The organism is Escherichia sp. MOD1-EC6475 (genome assembly GCF_003046645.1).
In the GTDB taxonomy this organism is placed as follows: Bacteria; Pseudomonadota; Gammaproteobacteria; order Enterobacterales; family Enterobacteriaceae; genus Escherichia; species Escherichia ruysiae.
This window is the reverse complement of the sequence record NZ_PZKQ01000033.1, coordinates 1-19,498: the sequence shown is the minus strand read 5'-3', so window position 1 is coordinate 19,498 and position 19,498 is coordinate 1. Positions and strand designations below refer to the sequence as shown.

Below are 19,498 nucleotides of genomic sequence, written 5' to 3'. Positions count from 1 at the left end.
ACCTTACGCCGACTGGTAAGTTTTCAGATAGCGCCTCTCTTAATGCCGCTGCGATCGGGTATACTCGGGCGGCAATCTGGGATTTCCGGGGGGAGACAATTTGCGCGTTAGTCGCTCGTTAACAATTAAGCAGATGGCAATGGTGGCGGCCGTTGTCATGGTGTTCGTTTTTGTTTTTTGCACTGTTTTGCTGTTTCATCTGGTACAGCAGAATCGCTATAACACGGCTACGCAACTGGAAAGCATTGCTCGCTCTGTCCGCGAACCCTTATCTTCCGCCATTTTGAAAGGTGATATTCCTCAGGCGGAAGCTATTCTTGCCAGCATAAAACCAGCGGGCGTGGTCAGTCGCGCCGACGTGGTGCTGCCTAATCAGTTCCAGGCACTGCGTAAAAGTTTTATTCCAGAGCGACCGGTGCCGGTGACGTTCACCCGACTGTTTGAGTTACCGGTACAAATCTCGCTGGGCGTCTACTCGCTGGAACGTCCTGCTACCCCGCAGCCGATTGCCTATCTGGTGTTACAGGCAGATTCCTTCCGCATGTACAAGTTCGTGATGAGCACTGTCTCTACGTTAGTGACCATTTACTTACTTTTATCGCTGATCCTGACGGTGGCGATTAGCTGGTGCATTAATCGACTGATATTACATCCTTTACGCAATATCGCTCGCGAGCTAAACGCCATTCCACCGCAAGAGATTGTCGGTCATCAACTGGCCTTGCCGCGTCTGCACCAGGACGACGAAATCGGTATGCTGGTGCGCAGTTACAACCTCAATCAGCAACTGTTGCAGCGGCATTATGAAGAACAGTGCGAAAACGCGATGCGTTTCCCGGTGTCGGATTTGCCAAACAAAGCCTTGCTGATGGAGATGCTGGAACAGGTGGTCGCACGTAAACAAACCACCGCACTGATGATCATCACTTGTGAAACGCTACGTGATACTGCTGGCGTGCTGAAAGAGGCGCAGCGGGAAATCCTGCTACTGACGCTGGTGGAGAAAATCAAATCGGTGCTGTCGCCACGCATGATCCTCGCACAGGTCAGTGGCTATGACTTCGCTGTGATCGCTAATGGTGTACAGGAACCGTGGCACGCTATCACATTAGGTCAGCAAGTGCTCACTATCATGAGTGAACGCTTGCCGATTGAACGTATTCAGCTACGTCCGCACTGTAGCATCGGTGTGGCGATGTTTTATGGCGATCTCACTGCCGAACAACTTTATGGTCGTGCTATTTCGGCGGCATTTACCGCTCGTCATAAAGGGAAGAATCAGATTCAGTTCTATGATCCACAGCAGATGGAAGAAGCTCAACAACGGTTGACGGAAGAGAGCGACATCCTTAATGCACTGGAAAATCATAAGTTTGCTATTTGGCTACAGCCGCAGGTGGAGATGACCAGCGGCAAACTCGTCAGCGCGGAAGCGTTGCTGCGCATCCAGCAAGCGGATGGCACCTGGGAACTGCCGGATGGCTTAATCGATCGTATTGAGTCCTGTGGGCTGATGGTTACCGTCGGTCATTGGGTGCTGGAGGAATCCTGTCGACTGCTTGCTGCCTGGCAAGAGCGCGGCATTATGTTGCCATTATCGGTGAATCTCTCGGCGCTACAGCTGATGCACCCAAATATGGTGCCGGATATGCTGGGGTTATTAACTCGTTATCGTATTCAGCCTGGAACGTTGATCCTGGAGGTCACGGAAAGCCGACGCATTGATGACCCTCACGCGGCGGTGGCGATCCTCCGTCCGCTGCGCAACGCCGGCGTACAGGTGGCGCTGGATGATTTCGGCATGGGTTACGCAGGGCTGCGTCAGTTGCAGCATATGAAATCGTTGCCAATAGACGTGCTGAAAATCGACAAAATGTTTGTTGAGGGCTTACCGGAAGATAGCAGTATGATTGCTGCAATTATCATGCTGGCACAAAGCCTGAATCTGCAAATGATTGCTGAAGGCGTAGAAACGGAAGCGCAACGCGACTGGCTGGCAAAAGCAGGCGTTGGTATTGCCCAGGGCTTCCTTTTTGCCCGTCCACTCCCCATCGAAATCTTCGAAGAGAGTTACCTGGAAGAAAAGTAGCTACCCCAAACTGATTACAAAACTTTAAAAAGTGCTGGTTTGTGCGAGCCAGCTCAAACTTTTTAACCTTTTTGTTTCAATTATGATCCAGGTACATTTCTGTGATGTTGTCTGGGTGTTATTTTAAGGCCGCAGGTACTCCATAACCTTACAAGACCTGTGGTTTTACTAAAGGACACCCTATGAAAACCTCTCTGTTTAAAAGCCTTTACTTTCAGGTCCTGACAGCGATAGCCATTGGTATTCTCCTTGGCCATTTCTACCCTGAGATAGGCGAGCAAATGAAACCGCTTGGCGACGGGTTCGTTAAGCTCATTAAGATGATCATCGCTCCTGTCATCTTTTGTACCGTCGTAACGGGCATTGCGGGCATGGAAAGCATGAAGGCGGTCGGTCGTACCGGCGCAGTCGCACTGCTTTACTTTGAAATTGTCAGTACCATCGCGCTGATTATTGGTCTTATTATTGTTAACGTCGTGCAGCCTGGCGCCGGAATGAACGTCGATCCGGCAACGCTTGATGCGAAAGCGGTAGCAGTTTACGCCGATCAGGCAAAAGACCAGGGCATTGTCGCCTTTATTATGGATGTCATCCCGGCTAGCGTCATTGGCGCATTTGCCAGCGGTAACATCCTGCAGGTGCTGCTGTTTGCCGTACTGTTTGGTTTTGCGCTCCACCGTCTGGGCAGCAAAGGCCAACTGATTTTTAACGTCATCGAAAGTTTCTCGCAGGTCATCTTCGGCATCATCAATATGATCATGCGTCTGGCACCCATCGGTGCGTTTGGGGCGATGGCGTTTACCATCGGTAAATACGGCGTCGGCACATTGGTGCAACTGGGGCAGCTCATTATCTGCTTCTACATCACCTGTATCCTGTTTGTAGTGCTGGTACTGGGTTCAATCGCTAAAGCGACCGGTTTCAGTATCTTCAAATTTATCCGCTACATCCGTGAAGAACTGCTGATTGTGCTGGGAACATCATCTTCCGAGTCGGCGCTGCCGCGTATGCTCGACAAGATGGAAAAACTCGGTTGCCGGAAATCGGTGGTGGGGCTGGTTATCCCGACAGGCTACTCGTTTAACCTTGATGGCACATCGATATACCTGACAATGGCGGCGGTGTTTATCGCCCAGGCCACTAACAGTCAGATGGATATCGTCCACCAAATCACGCTGTTAATCGTATTGCTGCTTTCTTCTAAAGGGGCGGCAGGGGTAACGGGTAGTGGCTTTATCGTGCTGGCGGCGACGCTCTCTGCGGTGGGCCATTTGCCGGTCGCGGGTCTGGCGCTGATCCTCGGTATCGACCGCTTTATGTCAGAAGCTCGTGCGCTGACTAACCTGGTCGGTAACGGCGTAGCGACCATTGTCGTTGCGAAGTGGGTGAAAGAACTGGACCACAAAAAACTGGATGATGTGCTGAATAATCGTGCGCCGGATGGCAAAACGCACGAATTATCCTCTTAATCTCACCACTTATGCCCGCACTCCCTTCCCCGAGTGCGGGTGTTTGCGCATAATTGCCCCCTGTGCCCGAACTTACCACCTGGGTGAGTTCGGGTTTATTTCACTTCCTCCGTGACATTTTCATGTTCTTGCGGTCTAACACGAAGTGTTTTTAACGTCATTTAGGCTGACCGATAGCGGGCAGTCTTTTATTACCAGGATAGTTGATCAGGGGTTCACATGCAGGGCACAAAAATTCGACTTTTAGCGGGCGGTTTGCTGGTGATGGCCACTGCTGGCTATGTGCAGGCAGATGCGCTCCAGCCTGATCCAGCATGGCAACAGGGGACGCTCGCCAACGGTTTACAGTGGCAAGTGCTGACCACGCCCCAGCGTCCCAGCGATCGTGTTGAAATTCGCCTGCTGGTTAATACCGGTTCGCTCGCCGAAAGCACCCAACAGAGCGGTTACAGTCATGCCATTCCTCGTATTGCGCTGACGCAAAGCGGTGGTCTGGAAGCGGCACAGGCACGTTCATTGTGGCAGCAGGGGATCGACCCTAAGCGCCCGATGCCGCCGGTGATCGTCTCTTACGACACCACGCTGTTTAATCTGAGTTTGCCAAATAATCGTAACGATCTGCTGAAAGAGGCGCTCTCTTATCTGGCGAATGCGACCGGCAAGCTGACCATCACACCAGAAACGGTTAACCATGCGCTGCAAAGCCAGGATATGGTGGCAACCTGGCCTGCCGACACTAAAGAAGGCTGGTGGCGCTATCGCCTGAAAGGATCAACTTTGTTAGGTCACGATCCTGCCGATCCGCTGAAAAAGCCCGTTGAAGCGGAAAAGATTAAAGATTTCTACCAGAAATGGTATACCCCAGATGCAATGACGCTGCTGGTGGTGGGAAACGTTGATGCGCGCTCGGTTGTAGACCAGATCAACAAAACGTTTGGCGAACTGAAAGGCAAACGTGAAACACCGGCTCCGGTGCCGACGCTTTCTCCGCTGCGTGCGGAAGCGGTGAGCATTATGACCGACGCGGTGCGCCAGGATCGGTTATCTATCATGTGGGACACGCCGTGGCAGCCAATTCGTGAATCTGCCGCACTGCTGCGCTACTGGCGCGCGGATCTGGCTCGTGAGGCGCTGTTCTGGCATGTTCAGCAAGCATTAAGCGCCAATAACAGCAAAGACATCGGCCTTGGATTCGATTGCCGTGTGCTGTATCTGCGTGCGCAATGTGCCATCAACATCGAGTCACCAAACGACAAGCTGAACAGCAACCTTAATCTGGTGGCGCGTGAACTGGCGAAAGTCCGCGACAAAGGTCTGCCGGAAGAAGAGTTCAACGCCCTGGTCGCGCAAAAGAAACTGGAGCTGCAGAAACTGTTTGCCGCCTATGCACGAGCTGATACCGATATTCTGATGGGGCAGCGGATGCGTTCACTGCAAAATCAGGTTGTCGATATCGCACCGGAGCAATATCAGAAACTGCGTCAGGATTTCCTTAACAGCCTGACGGTGGAGATGTTAAATCAGGATCTGCGTCAGCAGTTGTCGAACGACATGGCGTTAATTCTGCTACAGCCGAAAGGCGAGCCGGAATTTAACATGAAATCGTTGCAGGCTGCCTGGGATCAAATCATGGCGCCATCGGTCACGGCTGCGGCGACGTCTGTCGCCACGGATGATGTGCATCCTGAAGTGACGGATATTCCACCTGCACAGTAATGCCTGATGGTGATGAGTTAGCACAACCATCAGGTATTTATGGATGAGCTGGATAGAGGGGTAACACTTTATCCAGCCTTTTGCATATGCTGCTTTTACGCTGGCATCGCCTCACGCGGGATAATCGCGCCGCGATACTGGATAACCGTACTTGCAGTCAAATGTCCGCGTTTTGCCGCTTCTTCTGCACTTCCCCCGGTCAGGCGTACCGCCAGATAACCGGCGCTGAAAGAGTCACCCGCAGCGGTGGTGTCGATCACTTTTTCTTTCGGCAGTTTCACCGCTGGAACATCCACTAACCCTTCGCCAGCAATAGAAACCAGGCAAGAATCCGCCCCGCGTTTTACTACCACTTCTTTCACGCCTGCGTTATGGGTGCGCGCAATGACGTCTTCCACCGGCTGTTGACCCCACAGCGCGTCTTCATCGTCCAGCGTCAGGAAGGCGATATCTGTGCATTCCAGCATTTGCTGGTACACCTGCTGCGTCTCTTCTTTGCTCGCCCACAGGCGCGGACGGTAGTTATTGTCGAAAATGACCTTCCCGCCGTTGGCGCGGCATTCGCGCAACAGAGAAAGCAGCTTCTCGCGGCTGGTCGGGCTTAAGATCGCCAGGCTAATCCCGCTCAGGTAAAGGTAATCGAAATTCGCCAGCTCTTCACAAATCGCTGCTGACTGCTCGCTCTCCAGCCAGAATTTAGCTGCGGCTTCGTTACGCCAGTAGTAGAAAGTGCGTTCGCCAGTGCTATCGGTTTCAATGTAGTAAAGACCCGGCAGGCGGTTTTCCATCCGTTGGGTCAGGGAAGTATCTACGTTCTCGCCGTGCCAGGCGTCCAGCATCTGCTGACTAAAACTGTCCGTTCCCAGCGCCGTTACGTAATGAACGGTTAATGCCGCAGGATCGACCTGACGAGCGATATAGACGGAAGTGTTCAGGGTATCGCCGCCGAAACCGCGCTTAACGTCTGCGCCTTTCTCGGAAAGCTCAATCATGCATTCGCCAATCACGGCAATCTTTTTGGACATAGTCGTGAACCTGATCTGTAAAAAAATTAGCGTTAGTTTGCGCTGTGGTGGTTTGCTGGTCAACTATATTAAAACGCTGTTCCATTATTTTTTTGAGCCAGAACGTATTCCTGGAAGATTCCGTCGTTGTGTGGGCAAATTAACTTCTCTCTGGCGGTAAAGTTCTGCCGTGGCGCGCCGATAATATTTGTCGAGTCCGGGCAGCATCACTTTTAAACACAGGACATCTTCGATGATAAGGCAGGTTATCCAGCGAATAAGCAACCCTGAAGCAAGCATCGAGAGCTTGCAGGAACGGCGTTTTTGGTTGCAGTGTGAGCGCGTTTATACCTGGCAGCCGATTTACCAGACTTCCGGACGATTGATGGCCGTGGAGCTTTTAACCATTGTCACGCATCCTGATAATCCCTCGCAACGGCTGCCGCCAGATCGTTATTTTGCCGAAATCACCGTCAGGCATCGTATGGATGTGGTGAAAGAACAGATTGATTTACTGGCGAAAAAAGCTGCGTTCTTCGTTGAACACGGCCTGCTGGCATCGGTTAATATTGATGGACCTACGCTTCTCGCCCTACGTCAGCAGCCGGAAATTTTGCGTCAGATTGACCGTCTTCCCTGGCTGCGTTTCGAACTGGTGGAACACATCCGTCTACCGAAAGATTCAACGTTTGCTTCGATGTGCGAATTTGGCCCACTGTGGCTGGATGATTTTGGCACCGGGATGGCAAATTTCTCTGCGCTAAGTGAAGTGCGTTACGACTACATCAAAATCGCTCGCGAACTATTTGTGATGTTGCGCCAGTCGCCCGAAGGTCGCACGCTCTTTTCCCAGCTTTTGCATTTGATGAACCGCTACTGCCGTGGGGTGATCGTCGAAGGTATCGAGACTGAGGAAGAATGGGGCGATGTGCAAAATTCTCCCGCATTCGCCGCACAAGGCTGGTTTCTTTCACGTCCGGCACCAATAGAAACGCTGGACTCAGTGGCGCTGGCTCTGTAAGTCCCCTCATTTTCTGCCTGGCTGGACTATCTTTAGGACTGGCACAGGAAGAATGTGAGGAAGCGAACTATGATCAAAGCAGGCAAAATAACCGCTGCGATTTCAGGGGCTTTCTTGTTGTTGATCGTCGTGGCGATCATTTTGATTGCAACGTTTGACTGGAACCGTCTCAAACCGACCATCAACCAGAAAGTCTCTGCGGAACTGAATCGCCCCTTCGCCATCCGTGGCGATCTGGGTGTGGTGTGGGAACGGCAAAAGCAGGAAACCGGCTGGCGTAGCTGGGTGCCGTGGCCTCATGTACACGCACAAGACATCATTCTCGGCAACCCGCCGGATATTCCCGAAGTGACGATGGTACATTTACCGCGCGTAGAAGCGACGCTGGCTCCGCTAGCGTTGCTGACTAAAACGGTCTGGCTGCCGTGGATCAAGCTGGAAAAGCCCGACGCGCGCCTGATTCGCCTCTCGGAAAAGAACAACAACTGGACGTTTAATCTCGCCAACGATGACAACAAAGACGCGAATGCGAAGCCGTCGGCGTGGTCGTTCCGCCTGGATAATATTCTGTTTGATCAAGGGCGGATCGCTATTGATGACAAAGTAAGCAAAGCGGATCTGGAAATTTTTGTCGATCCGTTAGGCAAGCCGCTGCCGTTCAGCGAAGTTACCGGATCGAAAGGTAAAGCGGATAAAGAAAAGGTGGGCGATTACGTTTTTGGCCTGAAGGCGCAGGGACGTTATAACGGTGAACCGCTCACGGGTACGGGAAAAATAGGCGGTATGCTGGCGCTGCGTGGCGAAGGAACACCGTTTCCGGTGCAGGCTGATTTTCGCTCCGGTAATACCCGTGTTGCTTTTGATGGCGTCGTGAATGACCCAATGAAGATGGGCGGTGTCGATTTACGGCTTAAATTTTCTGGCGATTCGCTGGGTGATCTCTATGAACTGACGGGCGTTCTGCTGCCCGATACCCCGCCGTTTGAAACAGATGGTCGGCTGGTAGCGAAAATCGACACTGAAAAATCGTCGGTCTTTGATTATCGCGGTTTTAATGGGCGAATTGGCGATAGCGATATCCACGGTTCTCTGGTCTACACCACCGGCAAGCCACGACCAAAACTGGAAGGTGATGTCGAGTCGCGGCAATTGCGGCTGGCGGACCTGGGACCGTTGATTGGCGTTGATTCCGGGAAAGGGGCAGAAAAGTCGAAACGGTCTGAACAGAAGAAGGGCGAAAAAAGCGTTCAGCCTGCGGGCAAAGTGCTGCCTTATGACCGCTTCGAAACCGATAAATGGGATGCGATGGATGCTGATGTTCGTTTCAAAGGCCGACGTATCGAGCATGGCAGCAGTTTGCCGATTAGCGATCTTTCTACTCATATCATCCTCAAAAACGCTGACCTGCGTCTGCAACCGCTGAAATTTGGCATGGCGGGCGGCAGCATTGCGGCGAATATTCATCTGGAAGGGGACAAAAAACCGATGCAGGGGCGGGCGGATATACAGGCTCGTCGACTTAAGCTGAAGGAGCTGATGCCGGATGTAGAACTGATGCAGAAAACGCTGGGAGAAATGAACGGCGATGCTGAACTGCGCGGTAGCGGTAACTCGGTGGCGGCGCTTTTAGGCAACAGTAACGGCAACCTGAAACTGTTGATGAATGACGGGCTGGTGAGCCGTAACCTGATGGAGATTGTTGGGCTGAACGTCGGCAACTACATTGTCGGTGCGATATTTGGTGACGATGAGGTGCGGGTGAACTGCGCGGCGGCGAATCTGAATATTGCCAACGGCGTGGCACGCCCGCAGATTTTTGCTTTCGATACTGAGAACGCGTTGATTAACGTTACCGGCACGGCAAGTTTTGCTTCGGAGCAACTGGATTTGACTATTGATCCGGAGAGCAAAGGGATTCGTATTATCACGCTGCGTTCGCCGCTGTATATGCGTGGGGCGTTTAAGAACCCGCAGGCTGGCGTGAAAGCCGGGCCGTTGATTGCCCGTGGTGCTGTTGCGGCGGCACTGGCAACGCTAGTGACACCTGCGGCGGCATTACTGGCGCTGATTTCGCCTTCAGAAGGTGAAGCTAATCAGTGCCGGATGATTTTGTCGCAGATGAAGAAGTGATGATAATTGCCGGATGTCTGACATCCGGCAATTAAACAGATTCAGATTGTTGGCAAAGTGTGCTTTGTTCATGCCGGATGCGGCGTGAACGCCTTGTCCGGCCTACAAATCCTTGCAAATTCAATATATTGCATGGAAATTCAGGCCTGATAGGCGTAGCGCATCAGGAAATTTTCAGCCTCATTACAACGACTGATGTCGCGTCTCATGCGTCAGCAGCAGGGCAATTAACGTCAAGCCAGCCATTGCCGCCAGATATAACCCCACTGCACCTAACCCGTAGTTAGTCTGCAACCAGGCTGCGATATACGGCGCAACGGAAGCCCCAAGAATCGACGATACGTTGTAAGAGAACGATGCCCCGGTGTAACGCACTTCCGTCGGGAACAGCTCTGGCAACAGCGCGCCCATCGGCCCGAAGGTCAGTCCCATCAGACTTAACCCCAACAGCAGGAAGGCAAAAACCAGAATTGGGTTACCAGAACCGAGCAACGGGTTAAAGGCGAACAGCGCGAACAGGATGATAAGCGTCGTGATGATTACCATGCTTTTACGACGACCAAAGGCATCTGCCAGCAATCCGGCGACTGGCACCATCACACCAAAACCAATTACTGCCATCATCAGCATCCACAGCACTTCGTTACGCGGCAGGCCAAGCCCGACAGGCGCGGCGGCGGTACTGAAGGTCATCGAGTAGACAGTCATGATGTAAAACAGCGTGTAGGTTGCCAGCATGATGAAGGTGCCGAGCACCGTGACGCGCACGTGTTTGGTCAGCAGTGTACCCAGCGGGATCTTCACCTGTTTTTTCGCTTTTGCGACTTTCTCAAACACCGGTGATTCATGCAGCGAAACGCGGACATACAGGCCGATAATCACCAGCACCGCCGAGAAGATAAACGGCACGCGCCAGCCCCAGCTCATAAACTGTTCGTCGGTCAGTAGCCATGAGAGCAACAAGAAAGTACCGTTGGCAAAGAAAAAGCCAATTGGGGCGCCCAGCTGCGGGAAAGAGCCGTAAAGCGCACGTTTGCGCGGCGGGGCATTTTCAGTTGCCAGCAGCGCCGCACCGCCCCATTCACCGCCTAATCCCAGCCCCTGACCAAATCGAGCCAGCGCCAGCAACAGCGGGGCGAAAATACCAATCGTGGCGTAGCCCGGCAACAGACCAATCACCACCGTCGAAATCCCCATCGTTAGCAAAGAGGCGACCAGTGTCGCTTTACGTCCAACGCGATCGCCGAAATGACCAAATACGGCAGAGCCGATGGGGCGCGCGACGAAGGCAATGGCGAAGGTGGCAAGCGATTGTAAAGTCGCTGCCGCCGGGTCGCCCTGCGGGAAGAAGATATGCGGGAACACAATGACGGCTGCAGTGGCGTAAATGTAAAAGTCGAAGAACTCAATGGCTGTACCAATGAGGGAGGCAACAAGGACTTTATTACGCGAGTTTACCGGCGTGAATTCCTGGTTATTTTCGAGTGTTGTGGCGGTTGCTTGCATAATCTTTTCTTATTTTTTGGCTAACGAATAGCCATATTACGCACAGCAAAAGTGATATTTCAATGTGTAACAAATCGCGAAAATGGTCAAAAATCAGGCAAAAAGGGGATAATGTTTAGGCTGATGATTTTTCTTCTATGAAATGCTTCACACAATTTCATAAATAGTCAATAAAACTGGTTATAGGTTAAATAAAAGTTACCAACTGGATTTATATGCTGGGGTTATGAGTTGGAATGAAATTGTTTGCTCCTAAATAGATGGCTTAAGAGGCTCTGGGAAGAGTTTCAAGAGGTTATGTGCGCATTATAGCCGGATGCGATGCTGGCGCATCTTATCCGGCCTACGGGGAGTCAGGCCGGATAAGGCGTTTACGCCGCATCCGGCATATTTTAAGGCTATGTTTTCCCCGGCATTCGCGGGTCATCTTTATACTCGGCGGTGGCAATCCACGCCGCGCAAAACAGCGTCAGACGAGCGAAGAAGTAGAAAAATGCCATCAGCCCCAGCACGGAACCAAATGCTGCGCCAGATGGGGATTTCATCAACGACGGCAGGGTATACGTCATCACAATTTTAATCACTTCAAAACCAATCGCTGCGAGGAACGTCCCGCGAATCAGCGCCTTTCTACGCGGACGGTGGCGCGGCAGGCGCCAGAAGATCCAGAAGAAAAGCAGATAGTTGGCAAAGATAGAAATCGCCAGACCAATCAACCGCCACGTCGGTTTCAGCCACTCAATGCTATTAAGGTGCAGCGCGCTAATAATCATTTGTTGCGCAGAACCGGCAACGGAAGTGATTGAGAGCGTCACAATCAGCGCAATCAACAAACCAATCAGCGAAATAAAGTCACGCAGATATTTTACCCAGAACTTCTCCTGATCTTGCGGCGAACGTTCCCAGACATCGCGCGATTGGGCGCGAATTGCTTCACGTAAATTCCCCATCCAGTTGATGCCGGAGTATAGCGCCACGGCTAACCCAACAAGTCCTACGGTAGTACGCTGCTGAACGGCAGTGTTGATGGTGTTTTTCAACGTGGCGGCAAGCGTCGGATCGCTGATGTTTTGCAGAATCTTGTCGAAGATATCCTGTAACAGCATCGGATGCGAAGCCAGCACAAAACCCCCTGCGGCAAATGACACCATTAAAATCGGGATCATCGACAAAAACGAGAAATAGGTGATGGCCGCGCCAAACTGATTACCAAGCCGATCGTTAAAGCGTTCTGTCGCGCGAATAAGGTGCGCGATGATCGGTTGGCGTTGGATTTTTTCGGCGGTGGTGGTGACGGTTTCCAGTGCCTGACTGACTTTGCCGCCTTTATCGCTATTATCCAGATGCTTAATTGGCTCGTGCTCCAGATCCTGGGTGGGACGTTTGATCTCGTTTTCCTGCGTCATCCGCTCTTTAGTCCTTCTGTCGTTGTCTTTCTTAAAAAGTATAGTCGGTCAGTCCAGGTACTCTTTCATCACACCAGCCAGCCACTGCATAAACAGGTTTACACGGCGGGAAAGCTCCCGACGCTGTGGGTAAACCAGAGAAATGGAGCGTGGTTCGGCGCGGTAGTTGGGTAACACTTCGATAAGCTGTCTGGCGCGTAGGGCTTCGCGTACGGTGACGCGGGGGATCTGAATAATCCCCAGTCCCGCCAGACCGGCGGCAAGATAGTTTTCTCTACTGTTTACCGTCAACATGCCGCCGGACTTAAACCACTGGACGCCATTAACACTGGCAACCTCAAAACCCAACGGATGCGCGCCCAGATGTGGCGTGTAATGCACTACCGCGTGCGAAGTCAGGTCGTCGGGACTTTGCGGATAACCAAAGCGCGTCAGATAGTGCGGACTGGCGCAGTTGACCATCGTCAGTTTGCCGAGGGGGCGGGTGATGAGTCCATCGTCGGGCAACGTTCCCGTGCGTACTACGCAATCAAAGCCATCATGAAGAATATCTACCGGACGGTCATTGCTGCTTAATTCCAGTTCAATTCCCGGATATTGATGGAGAAATTCGGGCAGGCGCGGCAGTAGCAGGGTTTTTGCTATCCCGGACGGGATATCGATGCGCAATTTACCGCTGATGCTGGTGGCCTCCTGCTGAAATAAACCGTCCAGTTCGTTGAGATTACTCAACACATCTTTTGCCCGTTGGTAATAGGTCATGCCATCAGGCGTGAGTTTGACCCGTCGCGTGGTGCGCTGGAGAAGCTGGGTGCCAAGTTGATGTTCCAGTGCCTGTATCTGGCGCGAAACACTTCCCTTTGGCAAAGCAAAGAAATCCGCCGCGCGGGAAAAACTCTCCAGCTCTGCGACTTTGATGAACAACTGCATTGCGTGAATTTTATCCATTTCTTTGACCGATTGTTGTTCACAGCGAAACAGTAACGCGTATATCGCATTGTTTATTGTTTTTTCTAACATCTAATGCATGGTTTCACAACGATGCAACGTTGAAAGTGAGGTGATTTTAGAGAATAAAAGGCGGATTCGCGTCTCTGAATAGAGAAATAACCAACAGAAAACCAAAATTTTGATTCGTTTTATAAAATGCTCACACACGACATTGCGTATTTGTGCGTAATCCAGTCACTTTCTTAAACTGTGGATGCTATTAAAGCATGCGCTGAATTGGCCGGGTTAACCGGAACGTGGCGCGAAAATATAAGGAATTCCTTAAGATTTTTTTAAATAGTGCCCTCGACATGTAATTTCAGGCGTTTAGCTGTAACTATTTATATCGGTAACTATTTTCTGTCTTTCATCTCTGTAGAATGGCCTCTGCCAAATGGCGAATTCTTATTTTGTCTCTCGGGTAATACCCTTCCACTACTTAAGCCTTTTTAACGTATTCAGGTGGAGATTCAGTAATGCAAATAATCATGTTTGACAGGCAGTCAATATTTATTCATGGAATGAAAGTCAGTTTACAGCAACGTATTCCAGGAGTAGGTATTCAGGGCGTCGGTCAGGCAGACGAGTTATGGCAAAAGCTGGAAAGCTACCCTGAAGCCTTAGTTATGCTCGATGGCGATCAGGATGGTGAGTTTTGCTACTGGTTACTGCAAAAAACCGTGGTGCAATTTCCTGAGGTTAAGGTGTTAATCACGGCTTCGGATTGCAACAAACGATGGTTGCAGGAGGTTATTCATTTCAATGTGATGGCGATTGTACCGCGTGATTCTTCGATCGATACGTTCGTGTTGGCGGTCAATAGTGCGGCGATGGGAATGATGTTTCTGCCCGGTGACTGGCGAACCACGCCGGAAAAGGATACGAAAGATCTCAAATCGTTAAGCGCCCGCCAGCGGGAAATTTTAACCATGCTGGCGGCGGGCGAATCGAATAAAGAGATTGGTCGGGCATTAAATATCAGCACCGGAACGGTAAAAGCGCACCTGGAATCGCTCTATCGCCGTCTGGAAGTGAAAAACCGTACCCAGGCAGCGATGATGTTAAATATATCCTCCTGAAGAGGATAATTTTACAGCTAGCAGGAAGTTAGCGGTTGGCTGTAAAAATATTATGGTTCGCCGTATAGACCAATTAAACGACGTACCACACCGTTGGTCCAGCCAAACCCATCCTGCAACGGATATTCGCCCCCGCCGCCCTCGCGGGGGACACCATCGGCAATATGGTATTTCTCGATCAGTTTGTGCTGTTCCAGGTAGAACTGATTCACCGTCTTCAGCCAGCTACGCGCGATCTCATCCCCCAGATAATCATCACCGTACATTTTAAATCCCTGAATCGCCATCCATTGTAATGGCGCCCAGCCGTTGGGTTTATCCCACTGTTCACCGGTTTCATACTCACTTGCCAGAATCCCGCCCGGCGTCAGTAAACGGCTTCGCACGGCATTTGCCAGACGGTCGGCCTGTTCATGGCTCGCCATGCCCACATATAACGGCACAATGGCAGCAGCGGAAAAGAGAGCCTGCTGTTCGCGCCGCCAGTCGTAATCGCGGTAGAGACCATTTTCATCATCCCAGAGATAATGGTTTACCGCATCGCGGCGGGCATTGGCTTTCTGGCGGAACAGAGTTTCCGTTTCCTTGTCGCCTTTCAGCGCCGAGATGTTGGCGATGGCGCTCTCCAGTTTAAACAGGAAAGCATTCAGATCGATGGGGATGAACTGAGTGGTCCGAATACTCGCCAGGCGACCGGCGTCGCGTAGCCAGCGGGAGGAGTAATCCCAGCCAGAAGCTGCGCCCGCGCGTAAATCGCGGTACACCTCGTTCGGCGGACGACCAGAGTGCTTCGCGGTTTCCACATCCTCCAGCCAGGATTCGTCACGCGGCGTGTCGCGGTCGTCCCAGTAGCGGTTAAGCAGCGAACCATCCGGCATCCGCACTACATGGCGATAGGCCTGATTAGGGATCAGCGATTCTGCTCCGTCCATCCAGAAGGCATATTCCATTTTCAGATGGTCGAGATAGCGGCGCGCTCCGCGTACACCATCTTCTTCAAACAACTCCACCATCAGCGCAAAAACCGGTGGCTGCGAGCGGCTCAAATAGTAGGTGCGGTTGCCGTTGGGGATGTGCCCGTAGTTTTCGATCATCCAGGCGAAGTTATCGGCCATGCATTTCAGCAAATCTTCACGCCCGCTTTCCGCCAGACCCAGCATGGTGAAATAGGAATCCCAATAGTAGGTTTCGCTAAAACGACCGCCAGGGACAATATACGACTGCGGCAGCGCCAGCAGAGAAGACCACGGAATGTGATCCTGCGGCTCGCGGGTTAATACCGGCCATAGCTGGTCGATATGCTCTTTCAGGGAGTTTTGCGGGTCTGATACATACTCGCTGGAGTAGACTTCCGGTAACCAGAAGTGATTTTCAACAAACTTGCGCAAATCGAAATCACGATGACGGCGCACTTTACGATAGCGGATTAAGATATCCAGCGGGTCCATTTTGGGGGCGCAGTCAGGAAACGTTTTACTATCGGGGAAAATTTTTGCCGACTGGACATGTTCGAAAAGTTCGAGATAGCGGTCAGCAGGTGTTAGCGCGTCAGAGGCTGGCAGCCCTTCAATCATTTCGGGTTCTGGCTCTGCCTCGAGCATCTCATCCAGTTTTAATTCATACGGATCCAGTTCATAACAGAGATCGACCTCGACCATCAGTTCGTCTGGATTAGGGTTTTGAATTTTCTGATTGAGCATAAGGATCCGACCTCCGAAATTCGTCTCTAATTATCGGGCTTTCCTTTAAGCGTAGTCATTCGCTCCGGTCGATGGGCGACAAAGCGTGCGGTGGATCACGTTTATTAATGGGGAAAAAAATATAACGCACTAATATCAATGGAATTTATAAAAATAAGAATTCCATGTTGTTTTTCATTTTCGGAACATTCAATCATGGTCTCCCCGTAATCATGATATGCCATTCCTGATCTGAGTAATAGGTATAGGCTATCTTATTGATAGTTTATATTCATGTAATTGATTGATTCCTATCAAAAAGCTAATTCCCCTGTTTTTTATGATGGTTTAGTCTCGCAGAGACGTTTGCAGCATTCTGGAAAATTTTCTGGGTCACAATAACTCACTACCGTGAGGGAAGAATAATGAAAATGGTCTCACGTATTACCGCGATCGGCCTGGCTGGCGTCGCGATTTGCTATTTAGGATTATCTGGTTATGTGTGGTACCACGATAATAAACGCAGTAAACAGGCTGATGTTCAGGCATCTGCTGTCAGTGAAAATAATAAGGTTTTAGGTTTTCTCCGCGAAAAAGGATGCGACTATTGCCATACGCCTTCCGCAGAATTACCCGCCTATTATTATATTCCTGGCGCGAAACAGTTGATGGATTACGACATTAGGCTCGGATATAAATCTTTTAACCTCGAGGCAGTGCGTGCGGCTCTGCTGGCAGATAAACCCGTTTCGCAAAGCGATCTGAACAAGATTGAATGGGTGATGCAGTATGAAACTATGCCGCCAACGCGTTATACCGCATTGCACTGGGCGGGTAAGGTGAGTGATGAAGAGCGGGCGGAAATACTCGCCTGGATTGCAAAACAGCGCGCGGAATATTACGCCAGCAATGACACCGCGCCGGAGCACCGTAATGAACCGGTGCAGCCCATCCCGCAAAAACTGCCTACCGATGCGCAAAAAGTGGCGTTGGGGTTTGCCCTGTATCACGATCCCCGTTTATCGGCTGATAGCACCATTTCTTGCGCTCATTGTCATGCGCTGAATGCGGGAGGTGTTGATGGCAGAAAAACGTCGATTGGCGTCGGTGGTGCGGTCGGGCCGATTAATGCGCCGACGGTGTTTAACTCGGTGTTTAACGTTGAGCAATTCTGGGATGGTCGTGCGGCAACATTGCAGGATCAGGCGGGTGGGCCGCCGCTGAATCCGATTGAAATGGCGTCAAAATCCTGGGACGAAATCATTGCGAAGTTGGAAAAAGATCCTGTGCTGAAAGCGCAGTTCCTCAAAGTTTATCCGCAAGGTTTCAGTGGTGAAAATATTACTGACGCAATTGCTGAATTTGAGAAAACATTAATTACGCCGGATTCACCGTTTGATAAATGGTTGCGTGGTGATGAAAATGCGCTGACTGCGCAGCAGAAAAAAGGTTATCAATTATTTAAAGATAATAAATGTGCAACGTGTCATGGCGGTATTATTCTCGGTGGACGTTCTTTCGAACCGCTGGGTCTGAAAAAAGACTTTAACTTTGGTGAAATTACGGCGGCGGATATTGGTCGTATGAATGTTACTAAAGAAGAACGCGATAAACTGCGTCAGAAAGTACCCGGTTTACGTAACGTTGCGCTAACGGCGCCGTACTTCCATCGCGGTGATGTGCCGACGCTGGACGGGGCGGTGAAACTGATGCTGCGCTATCAGGTCGGTAAAGAACTGCCGCAGGAGGATGTGGATGATATCGTGGCTTTCCTGCACAGTCTGAACGGAGTTTACACTCCGTATATGCAGGATAAACAATAATTAATTCGATCGCCCGACCAGCAATGCTCGGGCGATTTTTATTACGATAATAAAGTCTGTTTTTTATATTATCATGTTAAATGTTTATATTATAAAAAGTCGTTTTTCTGTTTAGGATTTTGTTATTTAAATTACACCCGCAACGCCTTGCGTCCATTCCAGATAAATCCTACTTTTTTATTGCCTTCAAATAAATTTAAGGAGTTCGAAATGGACCAGAAGCTGTTAACGGATTTCCGCTCAGAACTACTCGACTCGCGTTTTGGCGCAAAGGCAATTTCCACTATCGCGGAATCTAAACGTTTTCCGCTGCACGAAATGCGCGATGACATCGCATTCCAGATTATCAATGATGAATTATTTCTCGACGGTAACGCCCGTCAGAACCTGGCGACTTTCTGCCAGACCTGGGACGACGAAAATGTTCATAAGCTGATGGATCTGTCGATCAACAAAAACTGGATCGATAAAGAAGAATATCCGCAGTCCGCAGCTATCGACCTGCGTTGTGTAAACATGGTTGCCGACCTGTGGCACGCGCCTGCGCCGAAAAACGGTCAGGCCGTTGGCACCAACACCATTGGTTCTTCCGAGGCCTGTATGCTCGGTGGGATGGCAATGAAATGGCGTTGGCGCAAACGTATGGAAGCCGCAGGTAAACCGACCGATAAACCCAACCTCGTGTGCGGGCCGGTGCAAATCTGCTGGCATAAATTTGCCCGCTACTGGGATGTGGAACTGCGCGAGATCCCTATGCGCCCGGGTCAGTTGTTTATGGACCCGAAACGCATGATTGAAGCCTGCGACGAAAACACCATCGGCGTGGTGCCGACTTTCGGCGTGACCTACACCGGTAACTATGAGTTCCCGCAACCGCTGCACGATGCGCTGGATAAATTCCAGGCTGATACCGGTATCGACATCGACATGCACATCGACGCCGCCAGCGGTGGCTTCCTGGCGCCGTTCGTGGCTCCTGATATTGTCTGGGACTTCCGCCTGCCGCGCGTGAAATCGATCAGTGCTTCAGGTCATAAATTTGGTCTGGCTCCGCTCGGCTGCGGCTGGGTTATCTGGCGTGATGAAGAAGCACTGCCGAAAGAACTGGTGTTCAACGTTGACTATCTCGGCGGTCAAATCGGGACTTTCGCCATCAACTTCTCTCGCCCCGCCGGTCAGGTAATTGCGCAATACTATGAATTCCTGCGCCTTGGTCGCGAGGGCTACACCAAAGTACAGAACGCCTCTTACCAGGTCGCCACTTACCTGGCGGATGAAATCGCTAAACTGGGACCGTATGAATTCATCTGCACCGGTCGCCCGGACGAAGGTATTCCGGCGGTCTGCTTCAAACTGAAAGACGGCGAAGATCCGGGATACACCCTGTATGACCTCTCTGAACGTCTGCGCCTGCGCGGCTGGCAGGTTCCGGCCTTCACCCTCGGCGGTGAAGCCACCGACATTGTGGTGATGCGTATTATGTGCCGCCGTGGCTTCGAAATGGACTTCGCTGAACTGTTGCTGGAAGACTACAAAGCCTCCCTGAAATATCTCAGCGATCACCCGAAATTGCAGGGTATTGCTCA

Annotated in this window: 13 protein-coding genes; 8 read left to right on the top strand and 5 right to left on the bottom strand. The window is 51.2% G+C overall.

The features are described from left to right. The first annotated feature begins 100 nt into the window (after positions 1-100). The 3 genes from hmsP (at position 101) to A7589_RS11760 (ending at position 5,274) form a co-directional block, all read left to right on the top strand. Entirely contained in the window at positions 101-2,089 is a 1,989-nt protein-coding gene (gene hmsP, locus A7589_RS11780) for a biofilm formation regulator HmsP (RefSeq protein ID WP_001266371.1), read from the top strand. Between the two features lie 182 nt (positions 2,090-2,271). Beyond that, positions 2,272-3,558 (top strand): C4-dicarboxylate transporter DctC, encoded by a 1,287-nt coding sequence (dctA, locus tag A7589_RS11770; protein ID WP_000858214.1) that lies wholly within the window; start codon positions 2,272-2,274, stop codon positions 3,556-3,558. A 219-nt stretch (positions 3,559-3,777) separates the two neighbouring features. Further along, complete coding sequence (locus A7589_RS11760) at positions 3,778-5,274, top strand: M16 family metallopeptidase (RefSeq protein WP_001163166.1); 1,497 nt, start codon at positions 3,778-3,780, stop codon at positions 5,272-5,274. Between the two features lie 95 nt (positions 5,275-5,369). Here A7589_RS11760 and kdgK read toward each other — a convergent pair whose 3' ends face one another. After that, positions 5,370-6,299: a 2-dehydro-3-deoxygluconokinase gene (gene kdgK, locus A7589_RS11755; RefSeq protein WP_000037563.1), complete on the bottom strand. Its 930-nt coding sequence runs from the start codon at positions 6,297-6,299 to the stop codon at positions 5,370-5,372. 232 nt (positions 6,300-6,531) lie between these two features. Here kdgK and pdeH point away from each other — a divergent pair, with 232 nt between their 5' ends. Beyond that, on the top strand, positions 6,532-7,299 hold the full coding sequence (gene pdeH, locus A7589_RS11745; protein ID WP_000621118.1) for a cyclic-guanylate-specific phosphodiesterase: 768 nt from the start codon (positions 6,532-6,534) through the stop codon (positions 7,297-7,299). Positions 7,300-7,368: 69 nt separating this feature from the next. Next, complete coding sequence (locus A7589_RS11740) at positions 7,369-9,429, top strand: AsmA family protein (protein WP_108188845.1); 2,061 nt, start codon at positions 7,369-7,371, stop codon at positions 9,427-9,429. Between the two features lie 183 nt (positions 9,430-9,612). Here A7589_RS11740 and A7589_RS11735 read toward each other — a convergent pair whose 3' ends face one another. The 3 genes from A7589_RS11735 to A7589_RS11725 all read right to left on the bottom strand — a co-directional run bounded on the left by A7589_RS11735 (position 9,613) and on the right by A7589_RS11725 (position 13,289). Then, positions 9,613-10,935 carry an MFS transporter gene (locus A7589_RS11735; RefSeq protein WP_001149024.1) on the bottom strand — a complete coding sequence of 441 codons (1,323 nt, stop codon included), beginning with the start codon at positions 10,933-10,935 and terminating at the stop codon, positions 9,613-9,615. Positions 10,936-11,333: 398 nt separating this feature from the next. Continuing rightward, a complete protein-coding gene (gene yhjD, locus A7589_RS11730; RefSeq protein WP_108188844.1) occupies positions 11,334-12,341 on the bottom strand; it encodes an inner membrane protein YhjD in 1,008 nt (335 codons plus the stop codon). A gap of 48 nt (positions 12,342-12,389) precedes the next feature. Then, a complete protein-coding gene (locus A7589_RS11725) occupies positions 12,390-13,289 on the bottom strand; it encodes a LysR family transcriptional regulator (RefSeq protein ID WP_032147810.1) in 900 nt (299 codons plus the stop codon). 518 nt (positions 13,290-13,807) lie between these two features. Here A7589_RS11725 and A7589_RS11720 point away from each other — a divergent pair. Continuing rightward, positions 13,808-14,410 (top strand): helix-turn-helix transcriptional regulator, encoded by a 603-nt coding sequence (locus A7589_RS11720; protein ID WP_001165766.1) that lies wholly within the window; start codon positions 13,808-13,810, stop codon positions 14,408-14,410. A 50-nt stretch (positions 14,411-14,460) separates the two neighbouring features. On the opposite strand, the gene A7589_RS11715 is transcribed toward A7589_RS11720, so the two are convergent. After that, positions 14,461-16,110: an alpha,alpha-trehalase gene (locus tag A7589_RS11715; protein ID WP_000934235.1), complete on the bottom strand. Its 1,650-nt coding sequence runs from the start codon at positions 16,108-16,110 to the stop codon at positions 14,461-14,463. 404 nt (positions 16,111-16,514) lie between these two features. Here A7589_RS11715 and ccp point away from each other — a divergent pair, with 404 nt between their 5' ends. Both ccp and gad read left to right on the top strand, forming a co-directional pair. After that, positions 16,515-17,912, top strand: a complete 1,398-nt coding sequence (gene ccp, locus A7589_RS11710) for a cytochrome c peroxidase (RefSeq protein ID WP_000784840.1) — start codon at positions 16,515-16,517, stop codon at positions 17,910-17,912. Between the two features lie 210 nt (positions 17,913-18,122). Beyond that, positions 18,123-19,498 (top strand): glutamate decarboxylase (gad, locus tag A7589_RS11705; RefSeq protein ID WP_108188846.1); only part of this gene is annotated, 1,376 nt, incomplete at its 3' end.

Bases quoted from the DNA above. Each gene is read 5' to 3' on its own strand.
- pdeH (WP_000621118.1), top strand. From the start codon at position 6,532: ATGATAAGGCAGGTTATCCAGCGAATAAGCAACCCTGAAGCAAGCATC.
- kdgK (WP_000037563.1), bottom strand. From the start codon at position 6,299: ATGTCCAAAAAGATTGCCGTGATTGGCGAATGCATGATTGAGCTTTCC.
- ccp (WP_000784840.1), top strand. From the start codon at position 16,515: ATGAAAATGGTCTCACGTATTACCGCGATCGGCCTGGCTGGCGTCGCG.
- A7589_RS11760 (WP_001163166.1), top strand. From the start codon at position 3,778: ATGCAGGGCACAAAAATTCGACTTTTAGCGGGCGGTTTGCTGGTGATG.
- A7589_RS11740 (WP_108188845.1), top strand. From the start codon at position 7,369: ATGATCAAAGCAGGCAAAATAACCGCTGCGATTTCAGGGGCTTTCTTG.
- A7589_RS11735 (WP_001149024.1), bottom strand. From the start codon at position 10,935: ATGCAAGCAACCGCCACAACACTCGAAAATAACCAGGAATTCACGCCG.
- A7589_RS11715 (WP_000934235.1), bottom strand. From the start codon at position 16,110: ATGCTCAATCAGAAAATTCAAAACCCTAATCCAGACGAACTGATGGTC.
- yhjD (WP_108188844.1), bottom strand. From the start codon at position 12,341: ATGACGCAGGAAAACGAGATCAAACGTCCCACCCAGGATCTGGAGCAC.
- dctA (WP_000858214.1), top strand. From the start codon at position 2,272: ATGAAAACCTCTCTGTTTAAAAGCCTTTACTTTCAGGTCCTGACAGCG.
- A7589_RS11725 (WP_032147810.1), bottom strand. From the start codon at position 13,289: ATGGATAAAATTCACGCAATGCAGTTGTTCATCAAAGTCGCAGAGCTG.
- A7589_RS11720 (WP_001165766.1), top strand. From the start codon at position 13,808: ATGCAAATAATCATGTTTGACAGGCAGTCAATATTTATTCATGGAATG.